The sequence below is a fragment of the Rhizobium mayense genome (assembly GCF_030272705.1).
Taxonomy (GTDB): domain Bacteria; phylum Pseudomonadota; class Alphaproteobacteria; order Rhizobiales; family Rhizobiaceae; genus Rhizobium; species Rhizobium mayense.
Window position 1 is genome coordinate 61,846 of record NZ_JARFYM010000012.1, and the last position, 20,058, is coordinate 81,903.

General features: G+C 59.8%; 19 protein-coding genes. 3 read left to right on the forward strand and 16 right to left on the reverse strand.

The genetic code is table 11. The features are described 5' to 3' along the window. The first annotated feature begins 13 nt into the window (after window positions 1-13). The gene (locus tag PY649_RS16705) at window positions 14-1,294 is read left to right on the forward strand and encodes a multidrug effflux MFS transporter (RefSeq protein ID WP_285869684.1); all 1,281 of its coding nucleotides are present in this window, start codon (window positions 14-16) and stop codon (window positions 1,292-1,294) included. Between the two features lie 126 nt (window positions 1,295-1,420). Here the strand turns inward: PY649_RS16705 and PY649_RS16710 are convergent, their stop codons facing one another. From PY649_RS16710 to PY649_RS16775, 14 genes are all read right to left on the reverse strand, one after another. Continuing rightward, on the reverse strand, window positions 1,421-2,338 hold the full coding sequence (locus tag PY649_RS16710) for an adenylate/guanylate cyclase domain-containing protein (RefSeq protein WP_285869685.1): 918 nt from the start codon (window positions 2,336-2,338) through the stop codon (window positions 1,421-1,423). 125 nt (window positions 2,339-2,463) lie between these two features. Further along, the gene (locus PY649_RS16715) at window positions 2,464-3,288 is read right to left on the reverse strand and encodes an inositol monophosphatase family protein (RefSeq protein WP_285869686.1); all 825 of its coding nucleotides are present in this window, start codon (window positions 3,286-3,288) and stop codon (window positions 2,464-2,466) included. Window positions 3,289-3,305: 17 nt separating this feature from the next. Continuing rightward, window positions 3,306-4,133, reverse strand: a complete 828-nt coding sequence (locus PY649_RS16720; RefSeq protein ID WP_285869688.1) for an inositol monophosphatase family protein — start codon at window positions 4,131-4,133, stop codon at window positions 3,306-3,308. 88 nt (window positions 4,134-4,221) lie between these two features. Next, complete coding sequence (gene ttcA, locus PY649_RS16725; protein ID WP_285869689.1) at window positions 4,222-5,094, reverse strand: tRNA 2-thiocytidine(32) synthetase TtcA; 873 nt, start codon at window positions 5,092-5,094, stop codon at window positions 4,222-4,224. A 60-nt stretch (window positions 5,095-5,154) separates the two neighbouring features. Continuing rightward, complete coding sequence (locus PY649_RS16730; protein ID WP_285869690.1) at window positions 5,155-6,084, reverse strand: glutaminase; 930 nt, start codon at window positions 6,082-6,084, stop codon at window positions 5,155-5,157. Between the two features lie 72 nt (window positions 6,085-6,156). After that, the gene (gene rpsD / locus PY649_RS16735; RefSeq protein ID WP_285869691.1) at window positions 6,157-6,774 is read right to left on the reverse strand and encodes a 30S ribosomal protein S4; all 618 of its coding nucleotides are present in this window, start codon (window positions 6,772-6,774) and stop codon (window positions 6,157-6,159) included. A gap of 224 nt (window positions 6,775-6,998) precedes the next feature. Further along, window positions 6,999-7,793 carry a hypothetical protein gene (locus PY649_RS16740; protein ID WP_285869692.1) on the reverse strand — a complete coding sequence of 265 codons (795 nt, stop codon included), beginning with the start codon at window positions 7,791-7,793 and terminating at the stop codon, window positions 6,999-7,001. Between the two features lie 33 nt (window positions 7,794-7,826). After that, window positions 7,827-8,162 (reverse strand): hypothetical protein, encoded by a 336-nt coding sequence (locus PY649_RS16745; RefSeq protein ID WP_285869693.1) that lies wholly within the window; start codon window positions 8,160-8,162, stop codon window positions 7,827-7,829. A 62-nt stretch (window positions 8,163-8,224) separates the two neighbouring features. Further along, entirely contained in the window at window positions 8,225-9,742 is a 1,518-nt protein-coding gene (locus PY649_RS16750; protein ID WP_285869694.1) for a helicase HerA domain-containing protein, read from the reverse strand. A gap of 139 nt (window positions 9,743-9,881) precedes the next feature. After that, the gene (locus PY649_RS16755) at window positions 9,882-11,027 is read right to left on the reverse strand and encodes an alpha-hydroxy acid oxidase (RefSeq protein WP_285869695.1); all 1,146 of its coding nucleotides are present in this window, start codon (window positions 11,025-11,027) and stop codon (window positions 9,882-9,884) included. An 82-nt stretch (window positions 11,028-11,109) separates the two neighbouring features. Next, the gene (locus PY649_RS16760) at window positions 11,110-11,574 is read right to left on the reverse strand and encodes a GNAT family N-acetyltransferase (RefSeq protein WP_285869696.1); all 465 of its coding nucleotides are present in this window, start codon (window positions 11,572-11,574) and stop codon (window positions 11,110-11,112) included. A gap of 2 nt (window positions 11,575-11,576) precedes the next feature. Then, the gene (gene murI, locus PY649_RS16765; protein WP_285869697.1) at window positions 11,577-12,377 is read right to left on the reverse strand and encodes a glutamate racemase; all 801 of its coding nucleotides are present in this window, start codon (window positions 12,375-12,377) and stop codon (window positions 11,577-11,579) included. Continuing rightward, window positions 12,358-13,200, reverse strand: a complete 843-nt coding sequence (locus PY649_RS16770) for an RNA methyltransferase (RefSeq protein ID WP_285869698.1) — start codon at window positions 13,198-13,200, stop codon at window positions 12,358-12,360. Before PY649_RS16770 ends, murI begins: the two co-directional genes overlap by 20 nt. A 167-nt stretch (window positions 13,201-13,367) precedes the next feature. Beyond that, window positions 13,368-13,964 (reverse strand): hypothetical protein, encoded by a 597-nt coding sequence (locus PY649_RS16775; protein WP_432761367.1) that lies wholly within the window; start codon window positions 13,962-13,964, stop codon window positions 13,368-13,370. A gap of 235 nt (window positions 13,965-14,199) precedes the next feature. Between PY649_RS16775 and PY649_RS16780 the strand changes: the two genes are divergently transcribed. Then, a complete protein-coding gene (locus tag PY649_RS16780; protein ID WP_285869699.1) occupies window positions 14,200-15,414 on the forward strand; it encodes an NADP-dependent isocitrate dehydrogenase in 1,215 nt (404 codons plus the stop codon). Between the two features lie 121 nt (window positions 15,415-15,535). Then, window positions 15,536-16,153 (forward strand): glutathione S-transferase family protein, encoded by a 618-nt coding sequence (locus PY649_RS16785; RefSeq protein ID WP_285869700.1) that lies wholly within the window; start codon window positions 15,536-15,538, stop codon window positions 16,151-16,153. A gap of 56 nt (window positions 16,154-16,209) precedes the next feature. Here the strand turns inward: PY649_RS16785 and PY649_RS16790 are convergent, their stop codons facing one another. Continuing rightward, window positions 16,210-17,061: an AraC family transcriptional regulator gene (locus PY649_RS16790; protein ID WP_285869701.1), complete on the reverse strand. Its 852-nt coding sequence runs from the start codon at window positions 17,059-17,061 to the stop codon at window positions 16,210-16,212. Window positions 17,062-17,199: 138 nt separating this feature from the next. Continuing rightward, entirely contained in the window at window positions 17,200-19,860 is a 2,661-nt protein-coding gene (gene alaS / locus PY649_RS16795; RefSeq protein ID WP_285869702.1) for an alanine--tRNA ligase, read from the reverse strand. Between the last annotated feature and the right edge of the window lie 198 nt (window positions 19,861-20,058).

The following is a 20,058-nucleotide window of genomic DNA, read 5'->3' on the forward strand; positions in this document are numbered from 1 at the left end:
CAGGCAAATCCATATGAACCCGCCTCAAGAACATACGCTGGAGCAATCCGGTTCCGCTCGCATCGGCCTTGGCATCGCCGAATTCATTATCATCATCGCTTTGATGACGGCCAGCATCTCGATGGGCATCGACAGCATGCTGCCCGCCCTGCCGAATATCGGCCAGTCGCTGTCCGTGGCCAATCCCAATGACACGCAATTGGTCATCGGTGTCTATTTCCTTGGCTTCGGTATCTGCCAACTCTTTTTCGGCAGCCTGTCGGACGCCTATGGCCGGCGGAATATCCTGCTCGGCGGCCTCGTCTTTTACACCGTGACGCTTTTCGCCGCTGCCTGGAGCGGCAGCCTCACCACGCTGCTCATATTGCGCTTCATCCAGGGCGTCGGCGCTGCCGCTGTTCGCATCACCACCTTGGCAATCGTCCGCGATTGCTTTGGCGGCCGTGAAATGGCACGGGTGATGTCCTATGTCACTATCGTTTTCATGATCATGCCGATGGTCGCACCGTCCGTCGGCCAATTGATCGTCGCGCATTCGAACTGGCAATGGATCTTCATTGCGCTGGGTATCGCGAGCGCCGCTCTTTTTCTGATCGCGTTCCTTCGCATGAAGGAGACATTGCCTGATAATGAGCGCCTGCCACTCTCCGTCAGTTCGGTCATGTCCGGCTTCAAGACTGTGCTGACCAACCGCGTTACCTGCGGCTACATGCTCGGTTTGACACTCTTTACCGGCGTCATCTGTGCCTATGTCGTTTCGGTTCAGCAGGTGTTCGGTGAAGTCTATGGTCTCGGTGAATGGTTCCCGATCGCCTTTGCCGCCACCGCTGCAGGCACTGCGGTTGCACAGTTCGCCAATGGCTATTTCGTTCGCAGCTTCGGCATGCGGCGCATCTCGCACGTCGCGATGATCATTTTCACCGTTCTCGGCGCTTTCGGCTATGCCGCCGGCACGGCCGGTCAACCGAGCTTCCTTTTCACCTATGTTCTGATCTCGGTGATGCTGATGATGTTTGCCGTCATCACCACCAATTTCATGGCCATCAGCCTGGAGCCGATGGGGCATCTGGCAGGCACCGCGGCCGCCATTACCAGCTCCGTCTCCACCACCGGCGGCGTCGTGCTCGGCGGCATCGTCGGACAGATGTTCGATGGAACCGCTCAGCCGCTGATTGCCGGCTTCACCATTTTTGGTGCCTTGACGATCGCGGCGACGTTATGGGCGGAAAAGGGAAAACTTTTCACCCATCCAGGCGACAGCCCGCAGCTTGAGCCCGGCATGGGTCATGTTTGATTGCTAGCCTCTCGGCGGGGCGATTAAAGCATGTCGCGCAAAGTGCGCGGCGGTTTTGCGATAACGACATGCGCAAAATCAAGGGACTAAAACGCAAGGAACGAATCCCAGAGATTACGATGCGCTTTAGACATCGCCGCGCTGGCGAGTGACCCAGCGGATACCTGCCAGGACCGCCAGAACCAACAGCGGCCATATCGCCCAGGGCGTCCCGTGCCACGACAGAAGGTTGATCCCGATAAGGCCGGCGCCGACCACCGCGAAAATGGCGAGGCGGCGATCGATTTGTGTGTTCGTCCGCGCCCAGCGAAGCCCCGCCGCTACTGCAATACCAAGCACGGGCCATCCCGCCCAAAACTCGCCGTGCCATGTGAGAATATTGAGCACCACCAAGCCCACAGCGATGACCGCTAACACGCCGTAACTCCGCTCGCCTCGTCCTGCAGCTCCCACGACGGTGGTGGCCGTACGGGGTTGTTCACGGACACTGCGAGGATTTGTCGGTGGTGTGGCGGTTTGCGCGGCACCTATCCGCACGGCATAACTCGGAACACCGCCGTCGATGTTCTTGACCTCGAGCTGGCCGAGAAAATCGAAGCCGACAGCGACCTTGTTGCGGACCTGGTCGTAGACCGTATTGGAAATCACGATCCCGCCGGCGACCGCACAGGCCTGAAGCCGAGCGGCGATGTTGACACCGTCGCCATAGATATCGTTGTCCTCGGCAATGACGTCGCCAAGGTTGAGGCCGATGCGAAAAAGCATCTGTGTGTCAGGGTCGCTGTTGGCATTGTAGCCGGCAAGCTCGTTTTGAACGTCGATCGCCGCGCGCAACGCCTCGACAACGCTGGGGAACTCGGCGAATACTCCGTCGCCCCAGGTATTGATCACCCGACCCCCGTGCGCTTCGATCAGCCGCGCCATGGCGTCACGGTATCGCTTCAGTGTTGCGAGCGTGCCTTCCTCGTCCTTCCGCATCAAGCGCGTATAGTCTTGAACGTCGGCAGAGAAGATGGTGGTCAGCTTGCGGCTCGTTTCGGACATCGATCTTATCCCAGCCGGAAAACCCCGCCGAAGGGCGGCGGAAAGCGCGTGAGTGACGATACCGTTTCACTCACGACTTTCCAAGTAGCTTTGCAAGGCCTGCTGCCTGTGCAATCGCCGTCGTTTCAGACCGTGAAGACCTCGCGCCGCAGCAGCTCCCATGATGCCTTGTCCGGCGTTATCAACAGGCCGCCGTCGATGTGATGCGGCAGATAGGGCGACCCGTCGAAGCGCCTGGCGTAGGCGCCCGCTTCCTCCGAAATCAGTGTGCCGGCCAAGTGATCCCAAGGCATCAGCTTGTTGTACATGAGGTAATGGACATGACCGCCGGCGAAGGTGCGGTATTCATGGGCGGCACAGCGATAGTTGGTCAGAAAGCGCACCTTGGCAAGATTGCCCATGATTTCGGCGCGCTTCCCGTTCGGCAGATAGCCGGTGGAGGCCATGCCGACCATTTCTTCCAGCGCAACCGGCGTTGCCACGAAGAGGCGCTGTGCCTCGCCATCCGGCCGCCGGAGCCATGCCCCGCTGCCCTTCTCCGCCAGTACCCAATCGTCGCCCATCGGATCGAAAATGATGCCGGCCACCGTCTCGCCCTTGGCGACCACCGAGGCCATGACCCCGAATGCGGGAACACCGGAGGCGAAATTGAAGGTGCCGTCGACGGGATCGACGATGATGGCTAGATCGGCTCCCTGCAGTCTGTGCAGCAATGCAGGATCGGCTGCCACCGATTCCTCGCCGATGAAGAGCGCCTCCGGCCAAAGCGTCGACACCTCGGCCTTGATCATCCGTTCGGCCTGTTCATCCGCTTCGGTCACAAGATCGGTCGCCTCGGTCTTGGCGCGAACATCGTTGCTGCCAAGCCGGCGGAAGCGCGGCAAAATCTCTGTCTGCGCTGCGCGACGCAAGAGGTCGGCAAGGATCGTAACGTCAACGGGCGATGTCATAATGTAGTCCTCTTCTGTCAGGCACCAACAATCTCGCGGCGGATGATCCGCCAGCTTTCTTCATCTGGCGCCGAAATAATGCCGCCCGTCGTTTCACCAGGACGATAAGGTGTGCCGTCAAATTTTGCTGTAAAGCCGCCAGCCTCCTGATGCACCAGTACGCCGGCAAGGTGATCCCAGGGCATCAGCTTCGCGTGGCCTATGAAGTGGATCTTGCCTGAGGCGACCAGCCAATATTCATAGGCCGAACAGTTCAGCGAAAAGGGCATGCGTAACTTCGACATGTTGGCGCTGATGCGCGAACGATACGGCTCGTCCATATAGCTCCAGGCCATCGAGCCCACCATCTCGCTCAGCGGTGCCACGGGGGCAACCGCGAGGCGGCTCACCTGCCCTTCCCGTCGCCGCAGATAAGCGCCAGCACCGCGCATGGCGGTCACGGTGTCTCCAAGCACAGGATCATGGATAATACCGGCGATAGTCTCGCCCTTGGCAACTACGGCAAGGATCGTCCCAAAGGCCGGCAGTCCCGATGCAAAATTGAGGGTGCCGTCTACGGGATCGATGACAAAGGCCAGATCCGCGTCCGCCAGCGCCGGCACGACCGACTTATTGGCCTCGTATGCCTCCTCTCCCACCACCAGCGCGCTGGCGAAGCGTGCTTTCAGCGCCGCTGCAATGTGCCTCTCCGTCAGCAGATCGGCCTCCGTCACCAGATCGATGGCCGAGGTCTTTTCGGAAACGTCACCAACACCAAGATTACGAAAGCGCGGCAGGATTTCTTGCGACGCGGCCTTAATCACGGTCGCCATCAGATATTCGAAGTCTGTATCGGAGAAGGTCATCGGTGGCCTTTAAATGAGGAGAGCCTCCTCTTATGCCCGATTCGATGAAACGGATATGGCAAAACCGATGAAATCCGACCAGCGCCGCTCAGGGGCTTTGCGTCATCAACGCGGCAAAATCGAAAAGCTTGGGGTCGAGCAGGTGCGACGGGTTCACATGCGCCAGCGCTCGCAGCATCGTATCCTTGCGGCCGGGCATACGGCGCTCGATATCGGCGAGCATTTCCTTCATCGCATTGCGCTGCAGGCCGTCCTGCGAGCCGCAGAGGTCACACGGGATGATCGGGAACTGCATGGCGGCCGCAAATTTGGCGAGATCGTCTTCGGCGGCATAGGCGAGCGGACGTAGCACCATCAGGTCGCCCTCATCATTGAGGAGCTTCGCCGGCATCGAGGCCAGACGACCGCCATGGAAGAAATTCATGAAGAAGGTCTCGAGGATGTCTTCGCGATGATGGCCTAGCACCAGCGCATCGCAGCCCTCTTCACGAGCGATGCGATAGAGGTTGCCGCGGCGCAGGCGCGAGCAAAGCGAGCAATAGGTGGCGCCCTCCGGCACCTTTTCCTTCACGATCGAATAGGTGTCGCGATATTCGATCCGATGTTCGACACCAATCTTCGCCAGATAGTCCGGGAGAATATGCTTCGGAAAATTCGGCTGGCCTTGGTCGAGATTGCAGGCAATCAGCTCGACCGGCAGCAGACCGCGCCATTTGAGATCGAGGAGGATCGACAGCAAGCCATAGGAATCCTTGCCGCCGGATAGGCCGACGAGCCAACGCTCCTGGCCCTTCAGCATCTGGAAATCGTCGAGCGCCTGGCGCACCTGGCGCAACAGGCGTTTACGCAGTTTGTTGAAGGAGACCGACCGCGGCGCATCGGCAAACAAAGGATGGGCGCTGCCGCCGCCATCCTCGGCTTCGAAATCGAGTTCGTCCGCCACTGTCGTTGCGATATTCATCTTGTCATCCTTCAGGCTTCGCCACGCTGATAGCAGAATGCGCGGCGGGAAGACACCAAATCAATCGCCGAAGACCGACCATCCGGTACGCGCGGCCAACATTTCCAGAGCAACCGCGCCGAGCTGCGAATTGCCGACCTTGTTCAGCCCGGGCGACCAGACTGCGATCGAGCCAATGCCCGGCGCGACAGCCAGAATGCCGCCGCCGACGCCGCTCTTGCCGGGCAAGCCGACATGATAAGCGAAATCGCCGGAACCGTCATAGTGACCGCATGTCAGCATCAGCGCATTGATACGTCGCGCCCGCTTCGGCGAAACGACGGAATGGCCGGTGATCGGGTTGGTGCCGCGAGCGGCGAGATAGAGCCCCGCTCTGGCCAGTTGCTCGCAACTCATCGACAGGGCGCATTGATGAAAATAGACGCCGAGTACATGTTCGACGGGATGATTGAGATTGTTGTAGGCGCGCATGAAATTCGCGAGCGCAATGTTGCGGAAACCGGTCTGCGTCTCAGAGCGTGCCACCTTGTCGTCAATGGTGATTGACTCGTCATCGGCGACATAGCGCACAAAACGCAACAACTCGCCGATCGCCTCTCGCGGAGCATGGCCGGAGAGTACGACATCGCTGACGGCGATGGCGCCGGCATTCACGAAGGGATTGCGGGGAATTCCCTCTTCGCGCTCCAGCTGGACGATGGAGTTGAAGGCTGTTCCCGAAGGTTCGCGCCCGACCCGTTTCCACAGGGCCTCGCCCACCTTGCCAAGCGCCAAGGTCAGCATGAAGACCTTGGAAATGCTCTGGATGGAAAAAGGAATATCGGCATCGCCGACGCTGCGGACATTGCCGTCCACGGTGGCGATCGCCATGCCGAACTGCTTCGGATCGACCTTGGCGAGTTCCGGAATATAGTCGGCCACCTTGCCTTCGCCGAGGCGCGGCAAAAGCTCTGCATGGATGCTGTCGAGAATTGCCTGCAAATCGGTCATCGGACGCTCCAAAGACAAAAAAAGCCGCTCGAAAAGAGCGGCTTTTCCGTTCGTAAGAAAGATATCCGCAGATTAACGCGAATAGAATTCGACGACCAGATGCGGTTCCATGACGACCGGGTACGGTACGTCGCCGAGGGCCGGAACGCGAGCGAAGGTCGCAACCATCTTGTTGTGGTCGGCTTCGACGTATTCCGGAACGTCGCGCTCAGCGAGAGCTACCGATTCCAGAACGGTGACGAGCTGCTTCGACTTTTCGCGAACTTCGATAACGTCGCCAGCCTTGCAGCGGTAGGAACCGATGTTGACGCGAACGCCGTTAACCGTGACGTGGCCATGGTTGACGAACTGACGGGCAGCGAAGACGGTCGGAACGAACTTGGCGCGGTAGACGATCGCGTCGAGGCGCGATTCCAGCAGGCCGATCAGGTTTTCCGAGGTGTCGCCCTTGCGGCGGTTGGCCTCGTCGAAGATGGCGCGGAACTGCTTTTCACGCAGATCGCCGTAGTAGCCCTTCAGCTTCTGCTTTGCGCGCAGCTGCACGCCGAAGTCGGAGAGCTTGCCCTTGCGGCGCTGGCCGTGCTGGCCCGGGCCGTATTCGCGGCGGTTGACCGGGGACTTCGGACGGCCCCAGATGTTTTCGCCCATACGGCGGTCAATTTTGTACTTGGACGATTCGCGCTTGCTCATCGCATTTCCTTTCAAAGTGTTATAGCGGCTTGTTGCCAAACCGCGAAGGAAACACGCCCTCCTCTGAACTCCGTTTTCGAGCTCTGACAGGCTTCTCACGTTAGCGAACGGACGAAACCACGGGACATGTCAAATGAAACACCGGACATTTCTGCCCGGCGTTGGCGCGGTCTGTAAGGGGTCGTCATGAAAATGTCAACAGCGCGATGGCGAGAACTGCGGTTTCATTCAGCGCCATCTATTCTGCGCCAACTTTCCGGCACGTCCGGCAGTGACGGCATCACCTCAGGCTCGGACGTCGCTTTTCGAAACTGCACGTCAGCTTCGTTCAGGGCAGATATCTGAACTGGGATACCGTTGGCATCGATGGCAAGCAGGCCGACGATATCGGCGGGCGCCGATCGAACATAATCCTCGGCTCGATCCAGTGCTTCAACGAGTTTCTCCCGGATGACAACAGCCGTGAATTCGATCGGGAGGCCCTTCACGGAATTATACTCATCGGTTGAAACGGAAAGGCCCCTTCGCCGAATTTCATCGACAATCTTGATGGGGGAATAATGAGGCGGTTTTCCTGATACCGCCATGATGAGTGCGCCGAGTGGCGCCAGCCTTTCGTCAATCATCAGCAAGTCGACGAAATCGCGTGGCTTCGTCCTGGTTGAGGCCGCCAGCACCTTGTTCACAGCGAGATCCGCTGGATGGAGCCTCGCTCCCCACTCCTCATCTCGAATGAGCGGAAAAAAACGGGTTCGCGATTCGCTCATCCATTGGATAAGCGTATTTTCATGCGCCTGGGAAACTTCGGCTTCGACGCAGCCGTAGACATTCACCTCAATATAAACGCGAAAGCCGTCATTCCTTAGTGTTTCTATATCGCGGTCGGCAGTCGGACCGATTTCCTCATCGGTGTCTTGAAAGATGTCGATGTCATCGGAAAGGCGAGGCCAGTTCATATTCAGAACGAGCCCGCCGGCGACATAGCTGGTTTCCGAGCGGTTCTTTGCGATCGATGCCATGATCGCCCTCTGCAGCTTCGTGAGCGCCATCGTCTATTGGCCGATCTCGTTGAGCATGCGCCGTCCCATGACAAAAGCACGCGCATCACCGCGCTCCATTAGGGCGGTGGCCACCACTTTCGCTTTCTGCGCGAGGTCCGGAAGTCGGGTTAAATCGATGTTGTCCAACAAGCGAACGCCGTACCGAGCAAGCGCTTCATCGAGATTCTGTTGAAGACGTTCTTTTCTTTGCCGGTGTTCGGCGCGCATCTCGGCAGCTTGCGACAGAATATCCGTACGACGCGCAGCCGGAACCAGAACTTCCACCCTCACCAGGTCGGATGCCCCTCCGCTTTCCCTATATCGCTGGATTCTCTCACGCACGGCCATTCGATCATCTCCTATGGGAAATGAATATAGGCGTATCCCGGATACGGGTCAACGAGTGCGGCTTATTCCGCCGCCGCCTGGTCCCCGCCATCGGCATCAGGCGCATTGGCATCGCCCGGCGCGGTTTGGCAACCCATATCCGGAAACGCAACGATGCGTTTGCCGGAAAAATCCGTGTGGACGACGACGCTGCCCTGCTCCTCGAAATAGCCGAGCAGGCGCCGGGCGCGGCGGGCGGAATGGGTGCCGTAGGCGCGCGCGATCCGGGCATCGGAAGGGCATGGCTCGCCACAGACGGCAGCCTTGGCGAGCATCAGGAAAACACCCTGCAGGTCGTCGGTGACACCGGAAGAGAGAGACAGGGCCGTTGCCCAGGCGTCCGTCGCCATCGTCGCCTCATCAGCGCCAGAACGTACGATTGCCACACGGCGCCGGAATTCCGGCAGCGATATCGGCGCGCCCGGCACGCGGCGCATGCGCAATCGCACCAGGAATTCCTGATAAAGCACCGAATCCGTGCGGAAGGCCGAGGCCGGGTCATCGAGGATTTCCGAGAGCACTGCATTCACCCGCGCCTCCCGGTCCTCTGCCGACAGTTCCGGTTGGTTGGCCTTTGGTTCGGCCGACGTCGCGCTGGCAGCGGGGGCGGAGCGCGAAAGCTCAGCCAGAATGTCCGTTGTTGGGCGCGGCGCAGGCGCAGCACGGCGAACGACCGGCCGTGAGAATTCCTCCGGATCCGGGGTAAAGATCAGATCTTCGACATCTTGCGGCGCATCCGGCAGCGGCATCAGCTTCGGGCTGGAGGAGCGTGCGGAGGTTTCGACTGAGCCGATGGTGATCGGCAGCGGTCGGCGCGACAGCGCCGGTCCAAGCGCGACGAAATTGCCGCGCTTCAAATCGCGGAACATTTCCGCCTGTCGCCGATCCATGCCGAGCAGATCGGCGGCTCGGGCCATGTCGATATCGAGGAAGGTCCGGCCCATCAGGAAATTCGAGGCTTCGGCAGCAACGTTCTTGGCAAGCTTGGCCAGACGCTGCGTGGCGATGACGCCGGCAAGCCCGCGCTTGCGGCCGCGGCACATCAGGTTGGTCATGGCGCCGAGCGACATTTTGCGTGCATCTTCGGAGACATCGCCGCCGACGGAAGGAGCAAACATCTGCGCCTCATCGACGACGACGAGCACCGGATACCAATATTCGCGATCCGCATCGAACATGCCGTTGAGGAAAGCCGCGGCGGCGCGCATCTGCTGCTCGATATCGAGCCCCTCCAGCGTCAGCACGCAGGAAACGCGATGCTGGCGGATGCGGTTGGCGATGCCCGCAAGCTCCGCCTCGGTGCGCTCGCCATCGACCACCACATGGCCGAACTTGTCTGCCAGCGTGACGAAATCGCCCTCGGGATCGATGATGACCTGCTGCACCCACTGGGCCGACTGCTCCAGCAAGCGGCGCAACAGATGCGATTTTCCGGAGCCGGAATTGCCCTGAACAAGGAGACGCGTTGCCAGCAGTTCCTCGATATTGAGTTGGGCGCTGGTCCCGCCGGACGCCGTTCCCATGTCGATGCCGACCTGCAATGCACTACCCCTTTTTGACAAGACTCAAATGTGAAGACGCCCATCTTTCAGAAACGGGGCGCCCTCGTCTATCAAAGTTTTCGCCTGCTTTCGCGAACGGAGTTTGAAAACCCACAGGGGAATGCGGCCGACGGCCACTCTACCTGAAACGCAGGTTGGCCCGCGACAACTGGCTGACCGAGGTGCATCCCATCAGCTTCATGTCGCGCTCGATCTCAGTGCGCAGATGCAGCAATGCGCTCTCCACACCTGCCTGGCCGGCAGCGGCCAGCGGATAGAGATAGAAGCGGCCGACACCGACAGCCTTGGCCCCAAGCGACAGGGCTTTCAGCACGTGCGTGCCGCGTTGGATGCCGCCATCCATCATCACATCGATCCGGTCACCGACAGCATCGACGATCTCCGCCAGTTGATCGAATGCGGAGCGCGAGCCATCCAATTGTCGGCCGCCGTGGTTCGAAAGCACGATGCCGGTGCATCCGATGTCGACAGCACGCTTCGCATCCTCGACCGACATGATGCCCTTCAAGCAGAATTGCCCGTTCCAGTGCTTCACCATCTCGGCGACATCGTCCCAATTCATCGACGGATCAAGCATCTCGGTGAAATACCTGCCGATCGACATGGCACCGCCGCTCATGTCCACATGTTCATCAAGCTGCGGCAGGCGGAATTTCTCGTGCGTGAGATAGTTTAACGCCCAGGCGGGCTTGAGGGCGAATTGGGTGACGCCAGCCAGGTTGAGCTTGAACGGAATAGAGAATCCGGTGCGAAGATCGCGCTCGCGATTGCCGCCGGTGATGCTATCGACCGTCAGCATCATCACGTTGACGCCAGCATCCTTCGCCCGCTCCATCATTGCCCGGTTCAGCCCACGATCCCTATGGAAATAGAACTGGTAGACCTGCGGACCCGGATATTTCCTGCGGATTTCCTCGAGACTGACGGTGCCGAGCGAAGAGACGCCGAACATAGTGCCGAGCGAGGATGCCGCGGCCGCCACCGCATTCTCGCCCTGATGATGGAACAGCCGTTGCAGCGCCGTCGGCGAGCAGTAAAAGGGCGTGGCGAGCTTTTGTCCCACGACGGTGACAGACATGTCGATCTCGCTGACGCCGCGAAGAACATTCGGAACGAGATCGCAGCTTTCGAAGCTCGACGTGTTTCGCCGCAGCGTCACCTCGTCGTCGGCTGCGCCGTCGATATAGTTGAAGATCGGGCCGGGAAGACGCTTTTTCGCGAGGAGGCGAAAATCATGGAAGTTGTGGCATTCACGCAGACGCATGGCTTGCCTCGACGACAACACAGCAATCATTCTCAAAAGACATCAAATATCGCCCCCAATATCGCGCCGCTCAGATCTTGAGTTACAGTCGGTGCAAGCGCGCTTCCCATTTGTAGAGCACATCCGGCTCCTTTTCCTCATTGCCTGCTCCATCCGACTCGTCAACCACGAAGAAGCCGTGCTTCTCGTAAAACCGGCGCGCCGGCGCGTTTCTCTGGAATGTCCAGAGCGAAAGCATCGGATAGGCAGACTTGGCAATATCGAGCAGGCGGCTGCCGATACCGCACCCTTGCGCCTCGGGCAGAACGTAGAGCTGGTCGATCCAATCCTCGAGAAAGGCGATGACGCCGACGAGGCGACCACCCTCCTCCGCTCCCCAGATCTGGCAGTCCTTGAAGACCACCGCGCTCCAGAAACCAACATCCTTTTCCGGCGTATGAAGTCCGGCAAGCGTCGGCAGCCGCTCATTGAAGGAAGCGCGGTGGACGGCTGCAGCCGCCGGCATGTCCGCGAGATCGAGTTTACGCAACGAAACCTTGTCAGTCATCATCAAGCCTTGAGCCCAAAACCTTGCATAAGCCGCCGTGTCGGAAAATCCGGCGTCCCGGACGTGAAGACGGCGAAATCGAAATTGTCGGGATGTACGGCATCGGCCACCTGCGGCACCAGGCTACGGGCGCGCCGCGCGATCGCTTCGGCGGGATCGAGCCAATCGACCGGCCATGGCGCGAGCCGACGGAAAATGTTGGCCATGAAGGGATAATGCGTGCAGGCCAGCACAACGATATCGGTCTTGCGCCCTTCCTTTTCGACGAAACATTGATCGATTTCGGAGAGTACGGCGTTGTCCGAGACGATATCGCCGCGAATATAAGCCTCTGCCATGCGCGCCAGATTTTCCGAGCCGACAAGCCGGACATGGCATTGCGTCGCGAAGGATTGGATAAGATCACGTGTATAGGCGCGCTTGACCGTGCCTGGCGTCGCCAGCACCGAAACCAGACCAGAGCGCGTCCGTTCCGCCGCCGGCTTGATCGCCGGCACGGTGCCGACGAAGGTCGTCTGCGGAAAGGCGGTACGCAGATCAGCGCCTGCGAGCGTGAAGGCCGTATTGCAGGCGACAATGCAGACTTCGGGATCGTGTTCCGCGAGCAGCTTGGCGAAGAGGCTGATGATGCGCTCTCGCAAGGCCTGCTCCTCCCAACCGCCATAGGGAAAGCCGGCATCGTCGGCGACATAAATGAAACCGCGCTCTGGCATCAAAACCCGCGCCTCGCGCAGCACGGTTAGTCCGCCAATGCCCGAGTCGAACACCAGAATGGGTTTCAGCTCATTCGCCGTTGCTGTCATCGCGAGTGGTTTCCTTCGGTACGGCAGGGGATCTGGGATGCGAACCGCTGCCGCGCGGAGATTTTCGCGAGAAGCGGTCGAGGGACGAGATCACACCTCGCAGGACGCTGATTTCCTGTTCTGTAAACGCCCGGCGCGACAGGACTGCGCGCAGATTGTCGACCATTTTCGGCTTTTTCCCGGCAGGATGGAAATAGTTGCGTGCATCCAATGCTTCTTCCAGTTGATCGAACAGTCCGAAGAGCTGTTCCTTAGTAGAAGGCCGCTGTTCCACGGCCTGGAAAGGTACGGCGGCGAGATCTTCCATGCCGGATTTCATCCATTCGTAGGACATAAGCAACACTGCTTGCGCAATGTTCAGCGAGGCGAAGGCGGGGTTGACGGGAAAGGTTACGATCTCGTCGGCGAGCGCCACTTCTTCGTTGGTCAGTCCCCACCGCTCGCGGCCGAAGAGAATACCTGTGCCCTCGCCAGCCTTGAATTTAGCCCGTAGCGTTTCGGCGGCCTCCACCGGTGAGCGCACCGGCTTATACCCGTCGCGTTCCCGTGCGGTGGTCGCATAAACGAAATTGAGATCGGCGATCGCCTGCTCCAACGTGTCGTAGACTTTGGTCGCTTCGATGATGTGATCGGCCTTCGAGGCGGTAGCCTGCGCCCTCTCATTCGGCCAGCCGTCGCGTGGATTGACGAGGCGCAGCTCCGCCAGGCCAAAATTTGCCATCGCGCGCGCCACCATGCCGATGTTCTCACCCATCTGCGGCTCGACCAGAATGATGGCCGGCCCTTCTGCCAGAAGTTGACGCTCGCTGTTGGTGCCTGCCATGAACTCAAATCCCCATGCGGCAAACATACCGCGCAAATAAAGGCGGGAATAGCGGCGCAGGCTTCAATCGGCAAGGGCGAAGTCGCCTGCCGGCCGTCGATCCGGCGAGTGACAGCGGCGGCCAGCGATGTTGCCGGTGCACAAAACGCGCTCCAAATATTACTTGGTCACTGCTGCGGCTGATCCTGCTGCGGCGCGTGCTCCGATGGCAGTTGTTGCTGCTGCTTGACGATGTCCTGCATAACCGATTTCAGCGAATTGGTCTGACCGGCATCGTCGACGGTGATGATGTCGTCGATGACCGGCTTGCCGGCTTCTTGGATGACTTCGAAGCGCACCGTGGTCGTTCCCTGATAATCGGCGTCCGAGCCCATGCAGGTCGATTTCTTGAAGGTTGCAACGACCTCCGTCGTGTCGCCCTTCGGCGCTTGCGGGGCAATGTTCACTTCCTGCAGCGGACACGCATCCTGGCCGCCGACAATGACGTCGTAGTCGAAGGGCGAAATGCCGTCCTCGTCAGCGGCCGGGAACTGCGCCGCAGCCTGGTATTTCGCAACAAAATCCTTGCTATAGAGGTTCTTCAGTTTGCTGTCGTCGAAAATATCCTGCCAGTCGCTGTCGCCGCCCGCCCAATTGGAAACGGTCGCATCCATCACCGTCTTGACCGGCGTCATCGGATCGGCTGCCGCAGCCGAGTTCGCGCTGAGCGAGAGCGAGAGCGGAAGGAAAACGGCGAGAAGCGCGGCAGCGGCAATTTTCTGCATGATAAAAATCCGTGATGATCGGCGAAGCATGCGCGCGACATTAGTCGCATCCATCGCTTTGGCAATGGCCCGGCCTTGAAAAGCATGTGTCGCGATGAAGCGGACTTGATCGGCAAAAACGCCGTTTCGCCGCCTCTATCGGCTTTGCGTTCGGGACTTGCAGTGCTATAGCCCTCGGGACTTCACATCACTCACAGGGACACCCGGTCCCCATCAGCTTAAACGAGGCAGAAGCATGAAGAAGATCAAGGTCGCTAACCCCGTTGCCGATCTCGATGGCGACGAAATGACTCGCATCATCTGGCAGCTCATCAAAGAAAAACTGATCTTCCCCTACCTCGATATCGATATCGATTATTACGACCTCTCGGTCGAAAACCGCGACGCGACCAACGACCAGGTAACCGTCGACGCCGCCAACGCCATCAAGAAGTACGGCGTCGGCATCAAGTGCGCTACGATTACGCCGGATGAAGCCCGCGTGAAGGAATTCAACCTCAAGGAAATGTGGAAGAGCCCGAACGGCACGATCCGCAACATCCTCGGCGGCGTCATCTTCCGCGAGCCGATCATCTGCAGGAACGTTCCGCGCCTCGTTCCGGGCTGGACGCAGCCGATCGTCGTCGGCCGTCACGCCTTCGGCGACCAGTATCGCGCTACCGACTTCAAGTTCCCGGGCAAGGGCAAGCTGACCATCAAGTTCGTCGGCGAAGACGGCCAGGTCATCGAAAAGGAAGTCTTCAACGCTCCGGGCGCCGGCGTCGCCATGGCGATGTACAACCTCGACGAATCGATCCGCGAATTCGCCCGCGCTTCGATGATGTACGGCCTGATGCGCAAGTGGCCGGTCTACCTCTCGACCAAGAATACCATCCTCAAGGCCTATGACGGCCGCTTCAAGGATATCTTCGAAGAGGTCTATCAGAACGAATTCAAGGAGCAGTTCGTCGAAGCCGGCATCACCTACGAACACCGCCTGATCGACGACATGGTCGCTTCCGCGCTGAAGTGGTCCGGCGGCTACGTCTGGGCCTGCAAGAACTACGACGGCGACGTTCAGTCCGACACGGTAGCGCAGGGCTTCGGCTCGCTCGGCCTGATGACCTCGGTTCTGTTGACGCCGGACGGCAAGACGGTCGAAGCCGAAGCTGCACACGGCACGGTCACCCGTCACTACCGCCAGCACCAGAAGGGTCAGGAAACCTCGACGAACTCGATCGCCTCGATCTTCGCCTGGACCCGCGGCCTCGCCCATCGCGCCAAGCTCGACGACAATGCCGAACTCGCCAAGTTCGCTTCCACGCTCGAGAAGGTCTGCGTCGATACGGTTGAAGCCGGCTACATGACGAAGGACCTGGCTCTGCTGATCGGTCCCGACCAGCCGTGGCTCTCCACCACCGCTTTCCTCGACAAGATCGACGAGAACCTCAAGAAGGCCATGGCTGCTTAAGTCCAGGCTCCATCAAGCTTCACGGAAACCCGGCCTCAGCGCCGGGTTTTCTTTTGCTGTGAAAATCTTGCGGTCATGCTTTGCTGGTGGCAAAAATATCGCAAGAAATGAGGAGGAGCACATGACCGAGCAACTCGTTTTCTACACCAACCCGATGTCGCGCGGACGCATTGCCCGCTGGATGCTGGAGGAAATCGGTGAGCCCTATCGCACCGAATATCTCGACTTCGGCACGACGATGAAGGCGCCCGACTATCTCTCCGTCAATCCCATGGGCAAGGTTCCGGCGATCAGGCACGGCGACACTATCGTCACGGAATGTGCCGCCATCTGCGCCTATTTGGCCGAAACGTTTCCGCAGGTCGGTCTTGCGCCGACGGCCGCCGAACGCGGCCGCTATTTCCGCTGGATGTTCTTTGCTGCCGGACCGATGGAAATGGCCGTCGTCAATCGTGTCCTCGGTTTCGAAGTTCCGCCCGAGCGTCTGCGCATGACCGGCTGCGGCAGTTTCACCAATGTCATGGATACGCTGGAACAAGCGGTCAGCGCTTCGCCCTATATCGTCGGCGACCGCTTCACGGCCGCCGACGTCTATGTCGGCTCTCATGTCGGCTATGGATTGAATTTCAACACCATCGAAAAGCGTCCGGCCTTCATCGACTATTGGGCCCGCGTCAGCGACCGCGACGCCTATCGCCGCGGCAACGAGTTGGACAATGCGGCGATGCCAAAGCAATAAGATGCTGGCAAAGACAGTCTGATAGAACGGACCTGTGAAGTAAAATCCATATGCCGCTATTGTAGCGGCATATGGATTTCCGTCAGTAGCTCGGTCGGCGGCACGTCGCGTGGATTGTTGAGGTATTCCTCGAACATCACGGCGTCGCGAAGCTGCCGGCCGGAGGCGGGAAGCCATTCGGCATAGAGCCACTGATAGGCCTTGTACATATCGGCATAGGGACCTTTGTGCCGCAGCACAGCATATTCGCCCCCGTCGATTATCCGCCGCTCCAGCGGCGCCTCAGCGGCGACCTCGTCGCCGGCATTGACGCAGGCATAGGAGCGCAACTTGTTGGCCGCAACGAGATCGGGATCATCCAGATAGACACCGATCATCCGCATGTCCGGCCTGGCGAGGCCGCGGGCATAGATGGTGCCGAACAGTGTTTCGAAAGCCTGGCCGATCTGCATGTAGGAACCGCGATGGGCAACGCCGACAAGCGAGATCGGGGAGATGGTGCGAAGCGTGACGTCGAACATGACCGTGATCCTTCCTTGGGTACTGGGTTCGAAGATCGTATGGCTTCCCTCATTCCGAAATCGCGCCGGCGGCGTGCCGTAGACGGATTTGAAGATGCGGTTGAACGATTGGAGATTGGGATAGCCCGACCGCTTTGCAATGTCGCTGACAGATAGGCGGGTGTTGACGAGATCGCCGGCTGCACGATGCAGCCGCAGCCGCTTGACGGTCGCCGCAGCCGTCTCGCCATAGATCGCCCGGTAGATTCTGTGCCAGTGATAGCTGGACATGCAGGCGATATCGGCAAGCTTTTCCATGTCGAGATCGTCATCCAGATGCTCGTGGATATAGGCCGAAACCCGCCGTAGCCGGGTCTCGTAAAGCGCCCATGCCGTTTCGCCGTTCATGTCAAACCTCGTGCAAATCGATCGGTCTCAAAGAACCATATCTCGATTTGACAAATCCTGCTGACTTCGGCGCATAAACGAAAAGCGGCGGGGGCCAATGGCTCCCGCCGCTTCCAATATTGGAATAAAATCTTGCCGTTAGCCGGCGAGAGCCGCAGCAACCGCCTCGATGGCGTCTTCAGCCTTGGCACCATCCGGGCCACCAGCCTGCGCCATGTCGGGACGACCGCCGCCACCCTTGCCGCCAAGAGCGGCGGACGCGATGCGGACGAGATCGACGGCGCTGTGGCGGTTGGTCAAATCGTCCGTTACGGCGACAACGGCGCTGGCCTTGCCATCGTCGGAGACGCCGATCAGCGCCACGACGCCGGAGCCGAGGCTAGTTTTGCCGTCGTCAGCGAGACCCTTGAGATCCTTCGGATCGACACCGGAAATGGCCTTGCCGAGGAATTTGACACCGCCGATTTCGCGCACGGCGTCTGCCGAACCGCCCTGACCACCGCCCATGGCGAGCTTGCGTTTGGCATCCGCCAATTCTCGCTCCAGTTTGCGGCGCTCATCCATCAACGCTTCGACGCGCGACACGACATCGCCCGGCTGCACCTTCAAGGTCGAGGCCAGCGTCTTCACGCGCTCATCCTGCTCGGCAAGATAGTCGTGCGCGGATTCACCGGTTACTGCTTCGATGCGGCGGACGCCCGCGCCGACGGCGCTTTCGCCGAGGATGCGAACAAGGCCGATCTGGCCGGTCGCGGAGACATGTGTGCCGCCGCACAGTTCGACGGAATAGGGCTTGCCGGTCTTGGCACCGCGCACGCCCTGCCCCATGGACACGACACGCACTTCATCGCCATACTTCTCGCCGAACAGCGCCATTGCGCCCTCGGCAATCGCGTCATCGACACTCATCAGACGGGTGGCGACCGGCGAGTTCTGCAGAACGATCTCGTTCGCCATGTCCTCAACGACCTTCAGCTCTTCGGCCGACATCGGCTTCGGATGCGAAACGTCGAACCGCAGACGCTCGGGCGCCACCAGCGAGCCCTTCTGTGCGACATGCGTGCCGAGAACTTCGCGCAGCGCTTCATGCAGCAGGTGGGTCGCCGAATGGTTGGCGCGAAGGCGCGAGCGCCTGTTGTGGTCGACGGTCAGGGCAACGGCATCGCCGGCCTTGATCGTACCGTCCGAAACGGTGGCGCTGTGCACGAACAGGCCCTCGCCCTTTTTCTGGGTATCGCTGACAGAAAGCTTGCCGTGGTCGCTCGCGATCACGCCGGTATCGCCCATCTGACCACCGGATTCGCCGTAGAACGGCGTCTGGTTGACGACGATCTGCACCTTGTCGCCGGCCGAGGCACTGTCGACGGCGACGCCATCCTTGACGATCGCCTGGATCACACCTTCAGCCGCTTCCGTATCGTAGCCGAGGAATTCGGTCGCGCCGAACTTTTCCTTGAGCTCGAACCAGATGGTTTCGGTCGCCTTGTCGCCGGAGCCGGCCCAATGTGAGCGGGCTTCGGCCTTCTGGCGTTCCATCGCATCGGTGAAGCTCGATATATCGACGCCGATGCCACGGGCGCGCAATGCGTCCTGGGTCAGGTCGAGCGGGAAGCCATAGGTGTCGTAGAGCTTGAAAGCGGTTTCGCCGTCGAGGCTGTCGCCTTTGTGAAGCGTCGAGGTGGCGTCCGATAGCAGCGACAGGCCGCGCTCCAGCGTCTTGCGGAAGCGGGTCTCTTCCAGTTTCAGTGTCTCGGAGATCAAAGCTTCGGCGCGCACGAGCTCCGGATAGGCGCGGCCCATCTGCTGGACCAGTGTCGGCAAGAGCTTCCAGACGAGCGGCTCCTTGGCACCGAGCAACTGGGCATGGCGCATGGCGCGGCGCATAATGCGGCGAAGCACATAGCCGCGACCTTCGTTCGACGGCAGCACGCCGTCGGCGATTAGGAAGGCGGACGAACGCAAGTGGTCGGCGATGACGCGGTGGCTGGCGCGTCGCTCGCCCTCGGCCTTGACGCCGGTGGCCTCTTCGGAAGCTTCGATCAACGCGCGGAACAGGTCGATATCGTAATTGTCATGCTTGCCCTGCAGCACAGCGGCAACGCGTTCGAGACCCATGCCGGTATCAATCGACGGACGCGGCAGGTCGACCCGCTCTTCCTTGGTGATCTGCTCGAACTGCATGAAGACGAGATTCCAGATCTCGATGAAGCGGTCGCCATCCTCTTCCGGCGAGCCGGGAGGGCCGCCCCAGATTTGCTCGCCATGATCGTAGAAGATTTCCGAGCACGGGCCGCAGGGACCAGTATCGCCCATCGCCCAGAAATTATCGCTGGTGGCGATGCGGATGATCCTGTCCTCCGGAAGACCGGCGATCTTCTTCCAGAGATCGTAAGCGGCATCGTCGGTATGATAGACCGTTACCAGCAGGCGCTTGGCATCGAGGCCGAATTCCTTGGTGATCAGGTTCCAGGCAAGCTCGATGGCGCGCTCCTTGAAATAGTCGCCGAACGAGAAATTGCCGAGCATTTCGAAGAAGGTGTGGTGACGGGCGGTATAACCGACATTGTCGAGGTCATTGTGTTTGCCGCCGGCCCGCACGCATTTTTGCGCCGTCGATGCCGTCTTGTAAGAGCGCTGCTCCAGGCCGGTGAAGACGTTCTTGAACTGCACCATACCGGCATTGGTGAACATTAGCGTCGGATCGTTGCGCGGCACAAGCGGGCTCGACGGCACGATCTCGTGGCCGTTCTTCTTAAAATAGTCGAGAAAGGTCGACCGGATTTCATTTACACCGCTCATATTGGGCCCTTCAGTCCTTGCATCGAGCGAGATGTCGTCCCGCTCATGTTCCTTCGCTTCGCATGATCCTATGCAAAAACCGCTTCGCACCGATGGGATCACGCTCTGGCAATATTTAGTAAATCCAGTGGCTTTTATCGTCCGCTCCCGGCCCTGTCCAGCCGCACAAACAAAACCGGCCGTACATCCCTTGGACAA

Bases quoted from the DNA above. Each gene is read 5' to 3' on its own strand.
- murI (WP_285869697.1), bottom strand. From the start codon at position 12,377: ATGACAGCAACGGCGAATGAGCTGAAACCCATTCTGGTGTTCGACTCG.
- PY649_RS16785 (WP_285869700.1), top strand. From the start codon at position 15,536: ATGACCGAGCAACTCGTTTTCTACACCAACCCGATGTCGCGCGGACGC.
- alaS (WP_285869702.1), bottom strand. From the start codon at position 19,860: ATGAGCGGTGTAAATGAAATCCGGTCGACCTTTCTCGACTATTTTAAG.
- PY649_RS16780 (WP_285869699.1), top strand. From the start codon at position 14,200: ATGAAGAAGATCAAGGTCGCTAACCCCGTTGCCGATCTCGATGGCGAC.
- PY649_RS16730 (WP_285869690.1), bottom strand. From the start codon at position 6,084: ATGACCGATTTGCAGGCAATTCTCGACAGCATCCATGCAGAGCTTTTG.
- PY649_RS16710 (WP_285869685.1), bottom strand. From the start codon at position 2,338: ATGTCCGAAACGAGCCGCAAGCTGACCACCATCTTCTCTGCCGACGTT.
- rpsD (WP_285869691.1), bottom strand. From the start codon at position 6,774: ATGAGCAAGCGCGAATCGTCCAAGTACAAAATTGACCGCCGTATGGGC.
- PY649_RS16715 (WP_285869686.1), bottom strand. From the start codon at position 3,288: ATGACATCGCCCGTTGACGTTACGATCCTTGCCGACCTCTTGCGTCGC.
- PY649_RS16770 (WP_285869698.1), bottom strand. From the start codon at position 13,200: ATGGCAGGCACCAACAGCGAGCGTCAACTTCTGGCAGAAGGGCCGGCC.
- PY649_RS16720 (WP_285869688.1), bottom strand. From the start codon at position 4,133: ATGACCTTCTCCGATACAGACTTCGAATATCTGATGGCGACCGTGATT.
- PY649_RS16775 (WP_432761367.1), bottom strand. From the start codon at position 13,964: ATGCAGAAAATTGCCGCTGCCGCGCTTCTCGCCGTTTTCCTTCCGCTC.
- PY649_RS16790 (WP_285869701.1), bottom strand. From the start codon at position 17,061: ATGAACGGCGAAACGGCATGGGCGCTTTACGAGACCCGGCTACGGCGG.
- PY649_RS16745 (WP_285869693.1), bottom strand. From the start codon at position 8,162: ATGGCCGTGCGTGAGAGAATCCAGCGATATAGGGAAAGCGGAGGGGCA.
- ttcA (WP_285869689.1), bottom strand. From the start codon at position 5,094: ATGAATATCGCAACGACAGTGGCGGACGAACTCGATTTCGAAGCCGAG.
- PY649_RS16705 (WP_285869684.1), top strand. From the start codon at position 14: ATGAACCCGCCTCAAGAACATACGCTGGAGCAATCCGGTTCCGCTCGC.
- PY649_RS16760 (WP_285869696.1), bottom strand. From the start codon at position 11,574: ATGACTGACAAGGTTTCGTTGCGTAAACTCGATCTCGCGGACATGCCG.
- PY649_RS16755 (WP_285869695.1), bottom strand. From the start codon at position 11,027: ATGCGTCTGCGTGAATGCCACAACTTCCATGATTTTCGCCTCCTCGCG.
- PY649_RS16740 (WP_285869692.1), bottom strand. From the start codon at position 7,793: ATGGCATCGATCGCAAAGAACCGCTCGGAAACCAGCTATGTCGCCGGC.